Annotated in this window: 17 protein-coding genes; 3 read left to right on the top strand and 14 right to left on the bottom strand. The window is 42.4% G+C overall.

The window, feature by feature from the left end; all coding sequences use genetic code 11:
- The first annotated feature begins 62 nt into the window (after positions 1-62).
- On the top strand, positions 63-1,142 hold the full coding sequence (gene gcvT / locus KFV02_RS05615) for a glycine cleavage system aminomethyltransferase GcvT (protein ID WP_252380559.1): 1,080 nt from the start codon (positions 63-65) through the stop codon (positions 1,140-1,142).
- A 35-nt stretch (positions 1,143-1,177) separates the two neighbouring features.
- Positions 1,178-1,912, top strand: a complete 735-nt coding sequence (locus tag KFV02_RS05610; RefSeq protein WP_252380558.1) for a 16S rRNA (uracil(1498)-N(3))-methyltransferase — start codon at positions 1,178-1,180, stop codon at positions 1,910-1,912.
- A 317-nt stretch (positions 1,913-2,229) separates the two neighbouring features.
- On the opposite strand, the gene KFV02_RS05605 is transcribed toward KFV02_RS05610, so the two are convergent.
- The 13 genes from KFV02_RS05605 to pyrG form a co-directional block, all read right to left on the bottom strand.
- On the bottom strand, positions 2,230-2,865 hold the full coding sequence (locus KFV02_RS05605; RefSeq protein WP_252380557.1) for a hypothetical protein: 636 nt from the start codon (positions 2,863-2,865) through the stop codon (positions 2,230-2,232).
- Positions 2,866-2,929: 64 nt separating this feature from the next.
- Complete coding sequence (locus tag KFV02_RS05600; RefSeq protein WP_252380556.1) at positions 2,930-3,394, bottom strand: PTS sugar transporter subunit IIB; 465 nt, start codon at positions 3,392-3,394, stop codon at positions 2,930-2,932.
- Positions 3,395-3,520: 126 nt separating this feature from the next.
- Positions 3,521-3,937, bottom strand: coding sequence for a PTS sugar transporter subunit IIA (locus KFV02_RS05595; RefSeq protein ID WP_252380555.1), 417 nt, complete (start codon positions 3,935-3,937; stop codon positions 3,521-3,523).
- Between the two features lie 224 nt (positions 3,938-4,161).
- A complete protein-coding gene (gene rapZ, locus KFV02_RS05590) occupies positions 4,162-5,055 on the bottom strand; it encodes an RNase adapter RapZ (protein WP_252380554.1) in 894 nt (297 codons plus the stop codon).
- Between the two features lie 55 nt (positions 5,056-5,110).
- Positions 5,111-5,560: a PTS sugar transporter subunit IIA gene (locus KFV02_RS05585; protein WP_252380553.1), complete on the bottom strand. Its 450-nt coding sequence runs from the start codon at positions 5,558-5,560 to the stop codon at positions 5,111-5,113.
- 4 nt (positions 5,561-5,564) lie between these two features.
- The gene (gene hpf / locus KFV02_RS05580; RefSeq protein ID WP_252380552.1) at positions 5,565-6,110 is read right to left on the bottom strand and encodes a ribosome hibernation-promoting factor, HPF/YfiA family; all 546 of its coding nucleotides are present in this window, start codon (positions 6,108-6,110) and stop codon (positions 5,565-5,567) included.
- Between the two features lie 153 nt (positions 6,111-6,263).
- The gene (rpoN, locus tag KFV02_RS05575) at positions 6,264-7,715 is read right to left on the bottom strand and encodes an RNA polymerase factor sigma-54 (protein WP_252380551.1); all 1,452 of its coding nucleotides are present in this window, start codon (positions 7,713-7,715) and stop codon (positions 6,264-6,266) included.
- 167 nt (positions 7,716-7,882) lie between these two features.
- Complete coding sequence (gene lptB, locus KFV02_RS05570) at positions 7,883-8,608, bottom strand: LPS export ABC transporter ATP-binding protein (RefSeq protein WP_252380550.1); 726 nt, start codon at positions 8,606-8,608, stop codon at positions 7,883-7,885.
- Positions 8,608-9,150, bottom strand: coding sequence for an LptA/OstA family protein (locus KFV02_RS05565; RefSeq protein WP_252380549.1), 543 nt, complete (start codon positions 9,148-9,150; stop codon positions 8,608-8,610). The genes lptB and KFV02_RS05565 overlap by 1 nt, the downstream gene beginning before the upstream one ends.
- Positions 9,147-9,713, bottom strand: a complete 567-nt coding sequence (gene lptC / locus KFV02_RS05560) for an LPS export ABC transporter periplasmic protein LptC (RefSeq protein ID WP_252380548.1) — start codon at positions 9,711-9,713, stop codon at positions 9,147-9,149. Before lptC ends, KFV02_RS05565 begins: the two co-directional genes overlap by 4 nt.
- Positions 9,714-10,235: a KdsC family phosphatase gene (locus KFV02_RS05555; protein ID WP_252380547.1), complete on the bottom strand. Its 522-nt coding sequence runs from the start codon at positions 10,233-10,235 to the stop codon at positions 9,714-9,716.
- Positions 10,225-11,043, bottom strand: coding sequence for a 3-deoxy-8-phosphooctulonate synthase (gene kdsA, locus KFV02_RS05550; RefSeq protein ID WP_252380546.1), 819 nt, complete (start codon positions 11,041-11,043; stop codon positions 10,225-10,227). Before kdsA ends, KFV02_RS05555 begins: the two co-directional genes overlap by 11 nt.
- 55 nt (positions 11,044-11,098) lie before the next feature.
- Positions 11,099-12,745, bottom strand: coding sequence for a CTP synthase (pyrG, locus tag KFV02_RS05545; RefSeq protein ID WP_252380545.1), 1,647 nt, complete (start codon positions 12,743-12,745; stop codon positions 11,099-11,101).
- A gap of 321 nt (positions 12,746-13,066) precedes the next feature.
- Here pyrG and KFV02_RS05540 point away from each other — a divergent pair, with 321 nt between their 5' ends.
- Entirely contained in the window at positions 13,067-13,738 is a 672-nt protein-coding gene (locus KFV02_RS05540) for an adenylate kinase (protein ID WP_252380544.1), read from the top strand.
- Between the two features lie 104 nt (positions 13,739-13,842).
- Here the strand turns inward: KFV02_RS05540 and KFV02_RS05535 are convergent, their stop codons facing one another.
- Positions 13,843-16,968, bottom strand: a complete 3,126-nt coding sequence (locus tag KFV02_RS05535) for a response regulator (RefSeq protein WP_252380543.1) — start codon at positions 16,966-16,968, stop codon at positions 13,843-13,845.
- Positions 16,969-17,916: the final 948 nt, after the last annotated feature.

Below are 17,916 nucleotides of genomic sequence, written 5' to 3'. Positions count from 1 at the left end.
GCCTAACCCTTTTACTCTATCTATTTGTCAGTATTCTTAGACTTTAATCTCTGGAGGAACAAATGAACGATTTATTAACTACCCCTTTAAATCAATGGCACAAAGATAATAAAGCCAAAATGGTACCCTTTGCAGGCTGGGAAATGCCAGTCCAATACTCCGGGATAATGGCCGAACATAAACACACCCGAGCAGCTGCATCCATATTTGACATTTCCCATATGGGGGAATTTATAATCAGCGGCGACCAGGCAGAACAAGCCTTAAGCAATATTTTGACTCATAATTTAAAAACATTGACTCCGGGTAAGTGTCGTTACGGCTTTATGCTCAATGAAAGTGGCGGAGTTTTGGATGATCTCATTGTCTATCGCTTGGAAGAGCACAAGTTTATGCTCGTGGTCAACGGAGCCTGTATTGATTCTGACTTTGAGTGGATAAAGACCCATTTACCCCAAAACGTAACCATAACCAATGTTTCTCTTGAGCTGGCAAAAATTGACCTTCAGGGGCCTAAGTCCATTGAAGTTCTGGAAGAAACTATCCCGGGGCAATGGCGCACCCTTGGTTACTTTAATTTCCGACAGATTAATTTTAACGGATATGATCTTATAATCAGCCGGACCGGTTACACCGGTGAACTAGGCTACGAATTTTATCTACCCTGGAACAAGGCTGAAAGCCTCTGGACTATGCTTTTAGAAAACAAGTTAGTTGAGCCGGCTGGTTTAGGAGCAAGAGACACATTGCGCCTGGAAGCCGGCCTGCCTCTGTATGGTCAGGATCTGGATCAACATCATACACCAGTAGAAGCCGGATACGGTTTTATGCTCAAATCTGAGGCCAACTATATTGGTCGAGACAAGGTGAATGATGTCAGAGAGAAACTTATCCCTCTAAAAATCCCCGGCCGCAGGAGTGCAAGGCATGGGGATCAGGTCTTTTATGCGGGGGAAAAGGTCGGTCAGGTAACTAGCGGTTCCTTTGCGCCCTCTTTAGGTTTTTGCATCGCCCTGGCCTATGTGGATAAAGAGTTTGCTGATAAAAATGAATATATAATCAAGGGTTCTAGGACAGAACTAAAAGCAGAGAAGGCAGAGCTTCCTTTTTACAAACAGGGAACAGCCAGAATTAAATTGTAGGGACTCAAAACTTTGAGCCCCTCCGCAAGACATTAATGCACACGTTCTTTCTTGCCCCCCACTACTGGAAGCCTCCATATCTTCTAGATGGACAGGAAGCTGTCCATCTAATCAAAGTCTTGCGCGCAAAACCGGGGACAACAATTAAAGTACTGGACGGTCAGGGCCGGCTCGGCTTATTCAAACTTGAACAGGTTAAAAAAAGAAAGGCGTATTTACAGCCAGTTAAAATATGGACCCAAGATAAGCCCAACAAAAAACTCTACCTGGCTATAGGCTGGACCAAGTCATCCCGCAGAGCATGGATTTTGGAAAAGGCTGTGGAGCTCAAGGCCTGGAAAATAATCTTTTGGCCAGGAGAGTTCAGCCAGGGCCGGCCCGGACAGACACCAAAGGAAAACTGGAGAAACAGGCTTATTGCCGCAGCCAAACAATGCCAAAACCCCTGGCTGCCTGAAGTTTTGAACCTATCCGGCCTTTCGGAATTAATCCATTACGCTCAAAATTTTAAACAAAAAATCGTTTTATGGGAAAAATGTCCGCCTGAAAACATTATAACCGGCCAGGATATATGCAAAGAAGAGAAAAATCTGGTAGTTATAGGCCCTGAAGGGGGATTAAGTGCAGCTGAAGTAAAAGAATTGACCCAAAATGGATTTAAGACCTTTTCCCTGGGTACATCTATCCTACGCTGGGAAACAGCCGCTATCGTCTGTCTCAGTCTACATTATCTCGAACTTGAAAACGCGAACCATCTCTCTGGTGTTTAGCCAAATTCTTTAAATGTATGTGGCTAACCCCTCAATTTTAAACGCTGGTTGAAAGTCATGGTTTCTGAAATTCATTACAAACGGCTTGGGTAACCCATCTTAGGGAAGCTTGCGGAAAAACAGAGCATCGGGATGAATGGGCTAAACACTTTGCGATGTTAACCATAACTATCGACAATAAAAAAATCTGTTTGCCCAAAATATCCCATTATGCTCTGTCCGCAAGCAAGTTTTAGATGTATCCAAGTCTCTGTACCAGCATGCAAGAAACCAAGACTGGAATAAACCATGGAAATTAAGCTGATAAAAAGGTTCGGCTACAAGCTCTTAAATATCAAATAAGCTCCAGCCGTAAGAACCCCGGTAAAAAACACCGCGTAAGCTCTGCGAATGCGAAGACTAAGAATCCCCCCAATACTGGCAAAAATCCATAAATAAGGCCAGGCCAAAAAAGAATTTCTAGGCAAAATGGGTGCAATCTTTTCATAAATAAAAATAAGAAAATGGATAGAAAGATAGGCAAAGACAATATTTATGGTCAAAATCTGAAGGATAGACCCTGAAATTAATTTTCCCGGACAAAATTTATTCTCGTTCTGGTACCCACGTCTGCAACGCTTTAGTAACTGGTTATAACTTTTATTCTGCCACTCCCTTTGTCGTCCTTCTAGCCAAGAGCCAAACAAGGCCAAAGGTATGGTCAAAATCATGGCAAAAAAAATCTCTTCTATTAAATTCAGATTCAGAATATGAATCAAGGTTATACTTGCAAAAGTAGAAAATAAGGACTGTGGAGGGATAAAGGTTCCGGCTGGAAATAAATCAAGCCAGAACAGCTCAAAAAATATAGCCAGATTAAGACTTACAGACCACTCACCAGTAATGTAAGACCAAAAAAGCGCAGCAACCAGAGGCCGATCAACAAAACCAAAATTCAGAGCAAACCTGAACAAGGAAAATAAGGCAAAAAAAAACTCCCCAGAAAAACAATGTTATGAGTGGATAATAACGATAGTTCTACCATTCACTCACCTGCACAGGTTTATGCGGTACGCAGCGAAAATCAAGTTTAACTCCCTTTTTGGTAAAAAACTTCAAGCAAGAGATATCTTCCTGGCTCAAGGCAATATGCGCACAGACCTGTTTCTTACCTGGTCCATAGTGGAGATTTCCAACATTTAAGGAGTCAAAATCTAGGCCTTTTTCATAGGCCATGCGTGCGTCTTCACAGGTAGCAAATAAAATAAAAACCGATCCTTCCTGGCTCTCAAACCTATTTTTCACGTAAGCTAAAGAATCCTCAATAGACGAAAAAATAATTTCCACTTCCTGTGGGATAGCCAATTTCACTATTTCTTGTCGCAAAGGATCAGCTGCCAAATCATCATTTACCACTATCATAACCCTGGCCTTAGTATATGGAAGCCAAGTTTCAATAACCTGACCATGTACCAGACGATTATCTATACGCACCCAAAGCATTTTCGTAAAATAAAAAAGTTAAAAGGTAAAACAACAAAAAAATAAAAAGGCCAAGAGATGAAAAGTTGTGTCCGTGAGAACCACAAGCTGCCAATAAAAATTTTTTCTCTCTTAGTCTATCTCCTCTCAACCTTTTTGGTTACTCACAGGCCTTTTCAATACTTCTCCGGCAACAACAATCCCCTGTCTACCAGCTGATTTAACCTCTGCAGCCAATTTCTCCAAGGGAAGCTCCCTGCTACTCAAAGCCTTTAAGAGCATAGGCAAATTGACCCCTGTAATGACTTCTAACTTTTTTACCCCCAAAAGAGAAAGGCTTAGATTGGTCGGAGTGCCACCAAACATATCAGTTAAAATCAATACTCCCTTACCAGCATCCAAAGCCTGGACAGTGTCTTTTAACTCTTCAAGGATAACATCCATAGGTTTGGAGACGTCAATGCCAATACTTTTGCAGGCTTTCACGTCTCCTAAAATCATTTGGGCTGCTTCAATCAACCCAACACCAAAATCGCCATGCGTTACTAAAACGATTCCAATCATTGCTTTCCCTTATTTAGCTCGTAGCTGATATTTCAAAATTTCTTCCAGCCTTGAGCTTTTTATCCAACAGCCAGCAGCAAAAAATAGGAAATAGGAGGATAAGCCTTCTCATTACATCACTTTTACTTTCAACCCATCTTATCTTCCCTTTCTTCTTGTTCTCCCGACTTCTTTTTCCGAGACTGCGCTATCACAACCTACATATCTTGACGCCTTGTCTGCCTTTAACCCAGCTCCAGATGCCGATGTTCAATCGACACCATAAAGCCCTTGTCTTCTAAAAACTTATATATTTCTTCTGTGACAGCCACAGAACGATGTCTGCCCCCGGTACAACCCATGGCCAAAGTTAGCCTGTATCGACCTTCCTGGGCATATAAGGGAACAACAAAGCCCAAAAACGACTTGAACTGATCCATAAAGAAAGGAGCCGGATCCCGTCGCAAAACAAACTCTGCCACGACCTGCTCCTTCCCGGACAATGGACGCAGTTCTGGTTGAAAATAAGGATTGGGTAAAAAGCGGAGATCAAATACCATGTCTGCTTCCAAAGGTACCCCATATTTGAATCCAAATGAGATCAGATGGACTCTCATTCCTGAACATGACTGCTCCAGACATTCCCACTTTTCCTGGATAGCGCGCCTTAAATCGTGAATGGAGTAACTGGAAGTATCAATAACAAGGTCAGCATCCTGGCGCAATGGCTCTAAAATGCTCTTTTCTTTTTTCAAAGCATCTTCCAAGCCTAGATTTTGCCCCGCCAGCGGATGTGGCCGTCTGGTAGTGGCATAGCGACGAACGAGAACCGGAATAGATGCTTCTAAAAAAATTAGCATATGCGACTGCCAGGCAGGACAATCTTTTTGCAAGCTATCCCTGACCGTTGCCCACTGCTGGATAAAATCCTGCTGACGCAAATCCATGCCTAATGCCAGCCCTCGGTAATCCTTGGGATTTTCTTTAACAAAGAGGTCGATTAATGATCGAACCAGGCTGACAGGCAGACCGTCAATACTAAAAAATCCGAGGTCTTCGAAAACCTTTAAAACTGTACTCTTCCCTGCCCCTGATAAACCGGTAATAATTATAATTGGAAAATTTCTATTTTTTGACAATGTGCTAATCTGGTTTCTGAGCTTTGATTTTCTGAACCTTAATCTCTACAATAGATTAAACAGAACTTAAAAAACTCCATAGCTCCTGCTTGTCCTTTGCTCCTAAAAAAGACTCCTTAAAAGTGACGTCCTGAAGAAGTCTGGACACAAAAGCCAGAACCTTAAGATGCTTGCCTGCGCTCTTTTCCGGAGCAAGTAACATAAAAAAGATATGTACTGGTTTATGGTCTAGGGCATCAAAGTCAACCCCTTCAAGACTTCGACCGGCAACCAAAAGTACATCCTCGAGATCTTCCAGTTTGCCGTGGGGAATAGCAACCCCGTCTCCTATCCCCGTGGTGCCCAATTTCTCTCGGTCAAGTAAGACTTCATGTACATGAGCTTTATCAATAAAAGTAAATTTGGCCGCCAATGGAGATATAAGTTCAGCCAGGACCTCAGATTTAGTCCTGGCTGTAAGGCTTGGAATGATTAAGTCCTCATCTAAGTAATGAACTAACTTCATTTCTTTAAATCCCTGGATCAATTAGGCCAAAATCACCATTTTTCCGTCTATAAATAACATTTACTCTTTCTGTGTCTGCATTAAGAAAAACTAAAAAATCATAGTTTAAAGTATCCAGTTGCATTGCTGCTTCTTCAACTGACATTGGTTTTGGCTCGTACTGATCTGTCTGAACAATAACAGGTTCTTTTTGACCGGATTCACTCTGGCTGAAACTAATGACATCCATACGGACAGACTTTCCTTTTTTCTTTTTATGTCTGTCCTTTTCTTTGTCCCTAATTTTTTTGACCTGAGCTTCAACTTTATCTACTATTAAATCTATACTTGAATACATATCTTCGCTTTCTTCATTAGCGGAGATGTGTAAATTTTTTCCAGTCAAAATTACTTCCGCAATATGCCTGAACTTTTCCACTTCCAGATTGACTTGCAATTCCGCATTTTCACTATCAATTATATATTTAGATATCTTTTCCAATCTTGTCCGGGCATATTTTTTTAAATGTTCAGAAGGTTCAAAATTTTTGAAATTAAACTTAATCTTCATAAATAGCCCCCCTTTTGGTGTTTATTGGGTTTTTTATCCCGCTATGGCGGGGTCCAATCAAATTATAAAAATAATTTTTTTTCGTAGACACATCAATAAAGACTATCAACTACAAATTCCATAAAGCACGTATTATAAACACTACATCACTTACTAAAAAATTTTCTTCCGCCTCGAAGAAGAAGGGATATTTAAAGCTGCCCTATATTTGGCCACTGTCCGACGGGCAATATTGACATCAATCTCCTCTTTTAATTTTTTGGCAATAGCTTCATCGCTCAAAGGCTTTTTAGAATCTTCGGACTCAATTATCTTCTTAATCGCTGCTTTTATACTCTCAGACCCTACCTGACTGCCATCATCTGTGGACAATCCACTATTAAAGAAAAATTTTAGTTCAAAAATACCATGCGGAGTAGCTACATACTTATTCGTAGTAATCCTGCTTACTGTAGATTCATGCATATTAATATCTTCAGCCACATCTCTTAAAATAAGGGGCTTTAATTTACTCACTCCGTGCTCAAAAAAATCACGCTGAAAGCGGACAATGCTCTCCATAACCTTATACAAGGTACTTTGTCTTTGATGCAAACTCTTCATCAACCACATGGCAGAACGCATCTTTTCCTGCATATATTCTTCATCAGCGCTTATATTGCTCTTTTTCCTACCGCGACTTAAATTTAAATCTCCAGTATAGTAGGGGCTCAACTGTAGTTTAGGCAGACCTTCGTCGTTTAAAACAATTACAAAATCATCTTCATACTTATATACAAATACATCCGGACTAATATAAACTACATCTTCTCCACCATAACTCGATCCAGGATATGGATCCAAACGTTGTAACAAGTCCAGGTATTCCTTCATCAACTCTTTACTGATCTTAAATTTCTTCAGTAAAGGAGCGAACCTTCTCTTTTCAATGTCTTCCAGATGATCTTTAACCAAACTAACTAATATTGGATCTGTTTCACCATACGCTTCCAACTGCACCAGCAGGCATTCCTGTGGACTTCTTGCTGCTACTCCAACAGGATCAAATTGTTGAATACGTCTCAGCACCTCTTCTACCTGTTTTATCTGCACACCTAGTGTCTCTGCTATTTCTTCAACAGAAGCCGCCAGATACCCCCTGGAATCAAGATTACCAATTATTTCTTCCCCGATTTCCATTTCCTTTTCGGTAAAGTCAGACAAGTGTAATTGCCAGAGTAAGTGACCTTCCAGAGATGGCTTGGTAGCATATCTTGCTTCAAGAGACTGGACTTCTTCTGGAACCTCTACTTCCCTAGCCAGAGCCTGTTTGGAAGCGCTGGAAAATTGACCTAGATAGTCTTCCCAATCAGCGTTTTTAACCAACTCCTTTTCTTCCACATTGAGTTCAGACAGCTGGTCGTTCTTTTTTAAAAGTTCACTGTCATCTTCCAAGGCAACCTCATGATTTGCCTCTTCCAACATGGGATTCTCCAATAGCTCCTTCTGAACTACCTCGACAAGCTCCACCCTGGACAATTGCAACAATTTAATTGCTTGCTGCAATTGCGGTGTCATGACTAGCTGCTGAGAGAGCTTTAGTTGCTGTCTTAACTCAAGTGCCATAATCTCGTGCGTAACCGATGGATAATATTATTTGTTTGTTTAAGTGAATAGCAGTGTAATACTCGTTTTCAAATTCAAAATTTCATACGCAAACTACGAATTGTTTACTTTCTGTTAATCTACCCAAGATAATAGTTAGTGTAAATGACAAAAAGTCAACTTAAAACCTACAGGCAAAAAGATTCTCCTAGATAGACTCTTCGGGCCTTTGAATCAGCAATAATTTCCTCTGGGGTTCCATTCAAAATTACCTGCCCGTCATAGACTAAGTAAGCCCGATCACAAATACGCAAGGTCTCACGCACATTGTGGTCTGAAATAAGTACTCCAATGTTCTTTTTTTTCAAACGCAAAATTATTTTCTGGATGTCATCAACAGCTATGGGATCTATGCCTGCAAATGGTTCATCAAGAAGCATAAACTTAGGATCCTGGATCAGGGCCCGGGCTATCTCCAATCTTCTTCTCTCACCACCGGATAAAAAAGAGGCCTTTTGACTTGCAAGCTTCTGAATACCCAACTCTTCCATCAGTTGCCGGGCCTTTTGTTCCTGCTCCCTAGCGCTTAGTTGAGTATATTCCAAAATAAGTTTCAAATTTTCCAACACAGTTAATTTTTTAAATACTGAACTTTCCTGAGGCAAGTAGCTAAGACCAAGTTTTGCTCTTTTTGGCAGAGACAAATTGGTTACTTCCTTGTCGTCCACAAATACCTGCCCCTTGGTCGGGGCGATTATACCGACCAACATATAAAAGGTTGTGGTCTTGCCGGCTCCATTAGGCCCCAAGAGTCCTACCACCTCTCCTTGCTTCAGGCTCAAAGAAATACCCCGCACAACTTCTCGCATGCCGTACTGCTTATGCAAATCCAGAGCTTTCAGTTCACCAGACATCAATGGCTCCCATCTTTCTCAGGGGGAGTAAAAAATATGGCCTGAACTCTCTGCTTGGAGCTACCTATGACTTCAGAGGTGTTATCTTGAAGGTTCAAAACGATAATTTGGCCACTAATTTCGTTCTTACCTTCCATAAGTTTTGGATTCCCTTCCATTTTTATCTTTTCTGTGTTTGGGTCATAAGTAATTCTGGCACATTCTCCCTTTTTTCCCTGGCGTATAAAACGTACTCGACCTTCGGCCACAATCTTGTCAATATCACCAGAATCCTGCCCAAATAGTTCCTGACTTGGGCCTTTCACCTTCTCCCCTGACTCTTTTTTTGCCTTGAAATACACAAAAAGTTTATCTGACCAAAGTTCAAAATCTGGCCGCCAGACATAGACATCGCCTTCAAAGATCACCTTGTTTGTCTTACTCTGATAAATCATTTTATCTGAGGTAATTTTAGTGGACGTCTCTTTTTTTATTTCCTTCGCCCATAATACAGAGCTTAGACAAAGAAAAATATATACAAGGCAAATAAATTGTTTTTTCATCTTCTCATAATCTCCTCTGTTTTTGCCTCTTGCCTGAAAACGACTGTCTTCACTCCACCGGTAGCTTCAATGGTCTCCTTATCCAGATCAATAACTGCACTCTCGGCGCTAATGCGCATATCTCTTTTAACTAACTCAACTTTTCCTTGCAAAAATATTTTCCTAGACCTCCCCCGATACTCGACCCTTTCAGCCTTCACCCTCAAATCCTGATAAAAAGCTGTAACTTGTGGCCAGAGTTCAGCTTGATCTTTCTGCTGATTAACCTTGCCCTGCGGTGCCAAAACATTCAACTTTTTCCTATCCTGGCCAAAGTAATAGGTTATTTTTGGTTCGTCTAAAAAAAATTCTTTAGTCTCTTCACTGTAAGTTCCTTTTTTGGCCATTAATTCCCAAGTGATATGCCCATCTCTTCCCTGCTTGAGGGCAATGCCTTGCAGCGAAAGGTCAACTGCCAGATCAATTTTTTTTAGTCTATCGGGCGTAAAGCTAAACGGCCAGCGCCAGATAAAAAACACCATGAAAAAGCCTATAAAAAAAAAGGGGATTATCTTTTTAAGCATCTATAAAGTCCAATTCTTCCACAAATCATCCTTCTTGCCCTGACAGGTGAGCAAAAAATCAATGGCTTCACGCACGGCTCCATAACCCCCTGTGGCAGTACTTATCCATTTGGCCAAGGCCTTGATTTCCGGTCTGGCATTATCCACAGCCATTGGCAAACCAACCATTTGCATGGGCCTGGCATCCACCCAGTCATCGCCAAGAAAGGCCATCTGGCTATACTCAATTCCCTTTTTAAGCTTTAGCTCCTCCAATTTAGGCAACTTATCCTGAAAGCCAGGATAATAATCAAGGATGCCTAGTTCTTTGACCCTGTGCTCTACAATAGGAGAATCCAGACCGGATATCACGGCTATCTCCAGGCCCGCAGCCTGAGCCAACTTAATACCCAGGCCATCTTGGACATTAAACCGCTTCATCACCTGACCGTGCATGTCATAGTAGAGTCCGCCATCAGTTAATACGCCGTCCACATCCAGAACGAGAAGTTTTACCTCTCTGGCCAAAGCTTCAGCCAGCATAACAGACCCTCCAAAGGCTGAGCAATTTTTTAAATAAAAACAAGGTATTATCTAACGACCAAGAATTTGGACCATCACACAGTGCATGGTCTGGGTCAGGATGTACTTCCATAAACACTCCATTGCACCCGGCAGCAACAGCAGCCCGGGCCAGAGCAGGGACAAATTCTCGTTGCCCTCCGGAACAACTACCTTTGCCCCCGGGAAGCTGAACCGAGTGGGTTGCATCAAAAATTACCGGGAAGCCAAATTGTTGCATTATGGGCAAAGACCGAAAATCAACTACAAGATTATTATACCCGAAACTGGAGCCCCTTTCTGTAAGCCAGATTTTATCATTACCACTCTGTTTTATTTTCTCGACTACCTGCTCCATATCCCATGGGGCGACAAACTGACCTTTTTTTACATTAACAATCCTGCCCGTACGGGCTGCGGCCACAAGAAGATCGGTTTGCCGACATAAAAAAGCTGGTATTTGAATGACATCCGCTACTTCTGCCACCGGTTCAGCCTGATTAGGAGTATGGATATCTGTAAGTATGGGCAGACCTGTTTCACCTTTTATTTTCATAAGCCAGTCAAGACCTGTCTCTAGCCCCGGGCCTCTGAAACTCTTGATGGATGTCCGGTTCGCCTTATCAAAAGAACTTTTAAAGACCACAGTTACGCCCAACTTCTGCGCTATCCTAGCCAACCTCAGACCAACCTTAAGAGCCAAGTCTAGACTCTCAAGAACACAGGGACCGGCTATGAAAAACAGCGACTGCCGGCTATTTTCAAATAGATTCGAGTTTATTGAGTTCATTGGGTTTGTCTTATAAGGGCAGCTCCCACCGATGGCGCGATGCCTGCCCTTGAGTTTATTGAGTCTTTGCACTCCTTTTCAGCAATGCAGCGTGGATAAATTCCCGGAATAGAGGATGGGCATGCATGGGATTGGATTTAAATTCCGGATGAAATTGACAGCCCACAAACCAAGGATGGTCAGGAATCTCCACGATCTCCACCAGGGTCTCATCTGGAGAGAGACCACTGATAATCATCCCTCCCTGCTCAAACTCCTGAGCAAACTCTTTATTAAATTCATAGCGATGTCGATGCCTTTCCATGATTTCAGGTACTTGATAGGCTTCGAAGGCCTTGGTCCCTGGCTTTAACACGCAAGGGTAGGCACCAAGACGCATGGTTCCTCCCTTTTCACTGTCTGCCTGCCTTTTCTGAACTGTTTTATTCCGAAAATCATACCATTCCTTCATTAAGTAGATGACCGGATAGGGGGTAGTTGCATCAAACTCTTCAGAATTGGCCCCTTCAAGACCTAATACATTGCGAGCAAACTCAATAACTGCGCATTGCATACCCAGACAAATGCCGAAAAAAGGAATTTTGTTTTCACGAGCGTATTTGATGGCCAAAATTTTTCCTTCTACCCCTCTTGAGCCAAAACCTCCGGGCACCAATATACCGTCTACATCGTTAAGTCTTTCGGTAACATTTTCAGAGGTAAGTTCTTCAGCATTTATATACTTAAGATCCACAGCCTGATCATTTGCCACACCGGCGTGAACCAAGGCTTCATGTAAGCTTTTGTATGACTCTTTCAAGTCCACATATTTGCCGACTATTCCAATGCACACTCTGCCCTTGGGATGACGGATCTTATACACCAACTCTTTCCACTTCTGCAGGTTGGGATTTTTAGCGGGCAAACGCAGGAGAATAGCTACTTTCTGATCAATGCCCTCTTCATATAATGCCAGGGGAACCTCGTAAATATTTTCAACATCTATGGCCGTAAACACTGCATCTTGGTCAACATTGCAAAACAGGGCGATCTTGGCCTTGATCTCGTCAGTTAAATCCACTTCAGACCGGCAAAGAATAATATCCGGCTGGATACCAATACTTCTAAGTTCCTTGACACTGTGCTGGGTGGGTTTAGTCTTAAGCTCGCCAGCTGCCCGAATATAAGGCACCAAGGTCAAGTGGATATATAAAACATTCTCTTTTCCAAGTTCATTTCTTAGCTGCCTGATGGCTTCTAAAAATGGTTGCCCCTCAATATCACCAACTGTTCCGCCAATCTCAATTATGGCCACGTCCTCATCATTTTGGGCCACACTCAAAATGGCACTCTTGATCTCGTCTGTAATATGGGGAATTACCTGAACTGTTCCTCCAAGGTAATCACCGCGCCTTTCTTTAGTAATGACCGAATAATAGATACTCCCGGAAGTAAAATTATTTATCTGACTAAAAGGCTGATCAAGATAACGCTCATAATGACCGAGATCCAAATCAGTCTCTGCTCCGTCATCAGTAACATAGACTTCGCCATGCTGAAACGGATTCATGGTCCCGGGGTCAACATTGATATAAGGATCTAATTTCTGGATGGTTACTTTAAGACCTCTGGCTTTCAGCAAAGCGCCCAGAGACGCTGCAGCCAAGCCTTTACCTAAAGAAGACAAAACACCACCAGTGACAAAAATAAACTTTGTTTTCATAATTACCTGCCTGCTACCTAAATTTTATAATCAATCTAACCAATTAGACAAATTAAACAAAACTCAAAAACATCATATCTTCCTTTATTAACCGAACCTTTGAGCATTGCCAAGTCAAATATCCTGCACGGCAAAATTATGGCTATCCATAACATATTGATATTAAAAACATTGCTCTTTCATTTAATCCTGATACGCCCATTGTTCACTGCTTGCTTCAAAGTCAGATTTGAAACTTCCGTGAATATTCTGACTCAACCATTGACAGAAAACAAAGCCCGGGATATAGTTTGTGAAATTTTTCATAAGGAGGGCAGGCAATTGAATATTTTGATTTTTGGACCAAACGGTAGTGGTAAGGGCACACAAGGCTCTTTGGTTAAAAAGAAATACAATCTGGCCCATATTGAATCCGGCGCAATTTTCAGAGAGCACATTGGCCAGGGCACAGAGCTAGGAAAAAAGGCCAAAGAGTATATTGATCGAGGAGACCTGGTTCCTGATGAAATCACTATCCCTATGGTTCTGGAAACTCTAAAGGAAAAAGGCCAAGATGGATGGCTGCTGGACGGATTTCCCCGCAATATTGTCCAGGCGAAAAAATTGTGGGAAGCCCTGCAAGAGGCTGGAATGAAACTGGACTATGTTATTGAAATTCTTTTGCCCAGAGAAGTAGCCAAAAACAGAATCATGGGTCGGCGTTTGTGTGTAAATGACCCCAACCATCCCAACAACATCTACATTGATGCCATCAAACCTGACGGAGATAAATGCCGTGTTTGTGGCGGCGAACTAAAAACTCGTTCTGATGACCAGGATGAGGCAGCCATTAACAAAAGACACGACATCTATTATGATACAGAGACAGGCACCCTGGCTGCAGCTTACTTTTACAAAGATTTAGCTCCAAAAGCCGGGTTCAAATATATTGAATTAAATGGTGAAGGCACTATTGAAGATATCAAAAATACCCTGCTGGCTCAATTAGATTAGTTAAATTAATTAGAAGGGGGGGGCAATTTAAGCCCCCTTACCAGCTTTTTACCTATTTAAACCATAAACTTTCTAAGCCAAATATCTCTGGCCATTCTTCATTTTCAACCTACCTCCTGCCTCCCTATCCATCGCTCAACAACCTTAGCCAGCTCATCTTTTTTCACCGGTTTGGTTACGTAATCATCCATCCCCGCAGCAAGACAGCGTTCCCGATCTCCGGCCATGGCATGGGCGGTCATAGCTATAATCGGTGTATGCCTGTCTTCTCCTTCCAGATTGCGGATCTCTGCTGTAGCCTCAAAGCCGTCCATCTCCGGCATCTGGCAATCCATAAAGATCAAATCATAAGGTATCTTTTTAACGGCAGCCACTGCCTCTTTGCCATTAGCAGCCACATCTACAAGGTAACCCATTTTCTCCAGCATAAGCATTGCCACCTTCTGATTGACCACATTGTCTTCCACAAGGAGTATCCGCCCTTTGGACCTGGCCCTGGGGGAACTCTGAATACTATCCTGTTCTTGTTCTTTTGATTCCTGGTTAGGAATCTCGCCCATAACAATGGCAAGACAATCATAAAGCTGGGACTGACGAACGGGCTTGGTCAAATAACCAGAAAATCCTGCTTCCCTGGCTTCATTGGCCTGACCTCGCTTGGCAAAAGAGGTGAGGAGTATCAAACGGACTTCAGCCAGCTCTGGCCTTGCCTTGATAGTTTTGCCCAGATCCATACCCTCCATTTCCGGCATCATAAAGTCTAAGATAGCTATATCAAAAGGTTCTCTTCTGGCCTGAGCCTCTTCCAGGGCAGTAAGGGCGCTCGGGCCAGAGGAGACCGAAACACTCTTCATGCCCCAATTGCTAGCATAGTGTTCTAAAATAATTCGGTTGGTCTCATTGTCGTCAACGATAAGTAATTTAAGGCCACGAAGGTCTTTTCTCCGCAACGTTCCTGCTTCTCTTTCATCCACCTTTTTTAGCCTGGCTGTAAACCAAAATGTAGAGCCCTTGCCGGGCTCGCTTTGAACTCCAATTTCGCCCCCCATTATCTCGGCCAGTTGTTTGCAAATAGCCAAGCCAAGCCCTGTGCCTCCGTACTTACGCGTTGTTGAAGAATCAGCCTGAACGAATGGATCAAACAGCTTTGTCTGAACCTCAGGACTTATTCCAATCCCGGTATCTGAAACCTCAAAATGAATCAAAACACTGCCCACATCCTCTTGTGCTTTACGCGCCCGAACTACAACCTCTCCCCTTTCGGTAAACTTTACTGCATTGCCTAGCAGGTTGGTCAATATCTGCCGCAGCCTGCCTGAATCTCCCTGCAAAACATCCGGCACATCCGAATAAATGAGGCAGGACAGTTCAAGTTTTTTGGCATAAGCAGCTTCCGCAAACATCTCGGTCACGTCTTCCACAAGCTGGTGAACATTAAAAGGGGTCTCTTCCAGTTCAAGTTTCCCGGCCTCAATCTTTGAAAAATCAAGTATTTCGTTGATAATACCAAGCAGGGCATTTCCTGATCTTCTGGCGGTTTCGGCAAAATCCCGCTGCTCAGGGGTGAGTTTTGTATCCAAGAGAAGACCAAGCATGCCTATAACCCCATTTAAAGGTGTCCGGATTTCATGACTCATATTGGCTAGAAACTCAGATTTCACACGCGCCGCCTCTTCTGCTGCTTCGATGGCCTTCTTTTGCGCAGAGATGTCCACAAAAGCCTCAACAAGTACAGCTTCTCCCCACAGACGAATAGGGATCACTGTTTTTAACACAGGTATCTTCTCTCCCTGAGCATTGCGGATTGTTGTTTCCAATGATTCTACCTTTTGCCCCAGATTTAATACGGGACAGGCTTGATCCATTTTTACCGGACATAAAAGGTCACAATCCTGCCCAATAATCTGCTCTTGGGATTTAAAGTCTAGCATTTGCAAGGCAGCCTTATTTAACTCTCTAATCTTACGATCAGTCCCAATCACAACTACGCCAAAGGGAAGATTATCAAGCAGAGCCTGAGTGTATTTACTGCTACTCTCAGCTTTTATTCTAGCTGCGGCTTCCAGTTTGATGGCAGTGGAAATCTTCCAAGCAAGAAAAAGAAAACCTGCACAACAAAATACCCCTATCATCAAAAAACTGTTCCAGGTAGAGGCCAAAAGTCTATCAATATGTTTGGCTGAAGCATCGGCGTTATTCCGAATGACCAGCTTATATTGTTCACAAATCTTGTGCAAAGCCTGAAAACGCTCGTACGCCTCCATAACTAAAGCCATTCTCTCCGGCTCCAGTTGAATCAATCTGCGCTTCAAGGCATATAGCCCACCGCTACCCGGAACTATAGTTTGCTTGGCCTCATCGAACACGTACCCATCTCCAAAAATGATATTCTCCAGTCTGGATATATCCTCAAAACCTGGCATGCTCGAAAACCCAGTAGAATTCCAGAGAACATTAATAGAGTATCGTAACCGCTCTAAGCAGGGCTTAATTTTTTTATCTTTGAGGCTATCCAACTCTTCTATCTCCCTGGCACCGGCCAGACGTTCTATTAGTAGGGCCAGTTCATTCAACTCTTTTTTTACTGCCCCTAAATGACGCTCAAGCTGTATAACTTCCTCACACATAAACTGACGGGGCAACGAAAGGGCTTCTTTTCCTTGAGAACCCTCAAACTTGCGCAGCAAAACAGCCTTTTTTGAATTATTTTCAGCCTCTGCGGTTTCGATCGAATGTAGGAAGCTACTGATAAGTCCACGCGCCCGCTTAAGTGTTCGATCCTGACGGACATCATCCATTACGGCATTATATTGCGTTCGCCAGAAGATACACTGGCCGCGAAATTGGGCCAGGTCAGACACCTTACTTTCCAGTTCAGCAAACAGTTCAGGTGTTTCTAAGGATAAAGGACAGTTTCGGTGCTTATCGATCTCACTTATAAACTCGTTTATCCAGTAACTTGTAATCGCAGTAGGTGATTTGGGATCCAAAATAGCCTGGATATCGTCATCTGCCTTTGAGAGCCAGTGTTCGAATGTCTCTGCCATCTTAATAAGATGGGCATTCTGAACAAGGAGTTTGGAACGCTCGTGGCGGAGTTTCTTCAACTCCCAACCGATGACACCGGTAATCACGGCACCGGCCAAGATGCCCATCGCGGCCAGTATCCAGACCATCCAGAAAATACGCCTGACTTCCTTCTTTTTTATCCCAGGCTCTTCTATCTTCATGCCCGCAGTCATTTTGTTAATCTAAGTTGAGCGATTTTTAATTGAGTTTTACATTAAGCATATTGGAATAAAGTAGATTTTGAGCCAGCGATTTTCACCCAGTGGGATAGATTGACACGGCCAGTTTCGCTGCCCTCGCAATGACAACCTCTAAGTTTGAACTGCAAAAAAATCGCTCAAGTTAGGTGTTAAGTTAAAAGTACTCCAGCAACTGAGGTTGTTACCAAAAATCTGTTTTTAGCAAGGAGTTCCTGAGTTTAAGACTCTTTAGACCAACCAATTACATAACTTTTACTTTGTTTATCAAAAACAGGCAAATAGGAGATTTCCTGTCCCCTCAATAACAGCTCTTCACCTTACCCACCCATCACCCAATTACCTGCAAGTTCCACCAACTATTTACTATATATTGATTTTTTAAAAAAATTATGTAAATTTAATCTTGAAATTAAGGCAACTAAAATTTTTAGACTCTGCTGCTAAACTCCATTTTAGCCGCTAATTGAAAATCTTGGTTTCTAAAAAGATTCGGCTACAAGCTTAAAGGTATTATCTCCCAAAAAACAGGACTTAAGTTTGGACATTTTGACTCAACTTTCTGACATGATTAACACCCTCAAATTACTACACAATTGAAGAGAGCATTTTCTGAAATGCATTACAAACGGGTTGGGTAACACATCTTGGCGAAGATTGCGGAAGTGCTGTGCATAGGGAGGTTGTTCCATCGAACTTTCGAAACCCATCATAACAACAGAAAAGGCATGAAGTAACATTCTAGTGACTAACCCCATTATGCACAGTCCGCAAGCAAGCCTTAGATGTGTCCAACTCTTTGTTAGCATTGAAGAAAATGCGCTCGCAAATTAACTCAGCAACTGTGTTTTTTGTCAATAGTTAATGGTTAAAATTTATTGGTTAGTTTATTTTGTTTTCAAGAACAATTTT

It is taken from the genome of Desulfovulcanus ferrireducens (genome assembly GCF_018704065.1).
In the GTDB taxonomy this organism is placed as follows: Bacteria; Desulfobacterota; Desulfovibrionia; order Desulfovibrionales; family Desulfonatronovibrionaceae; genus Desulfovulcanus; species Desulfovulcanus ferrireducens.
Note: the sequence above shows the minus strand (reverse complement) of the source record. Positions and strands in the feature narration are given on the sequence as shown.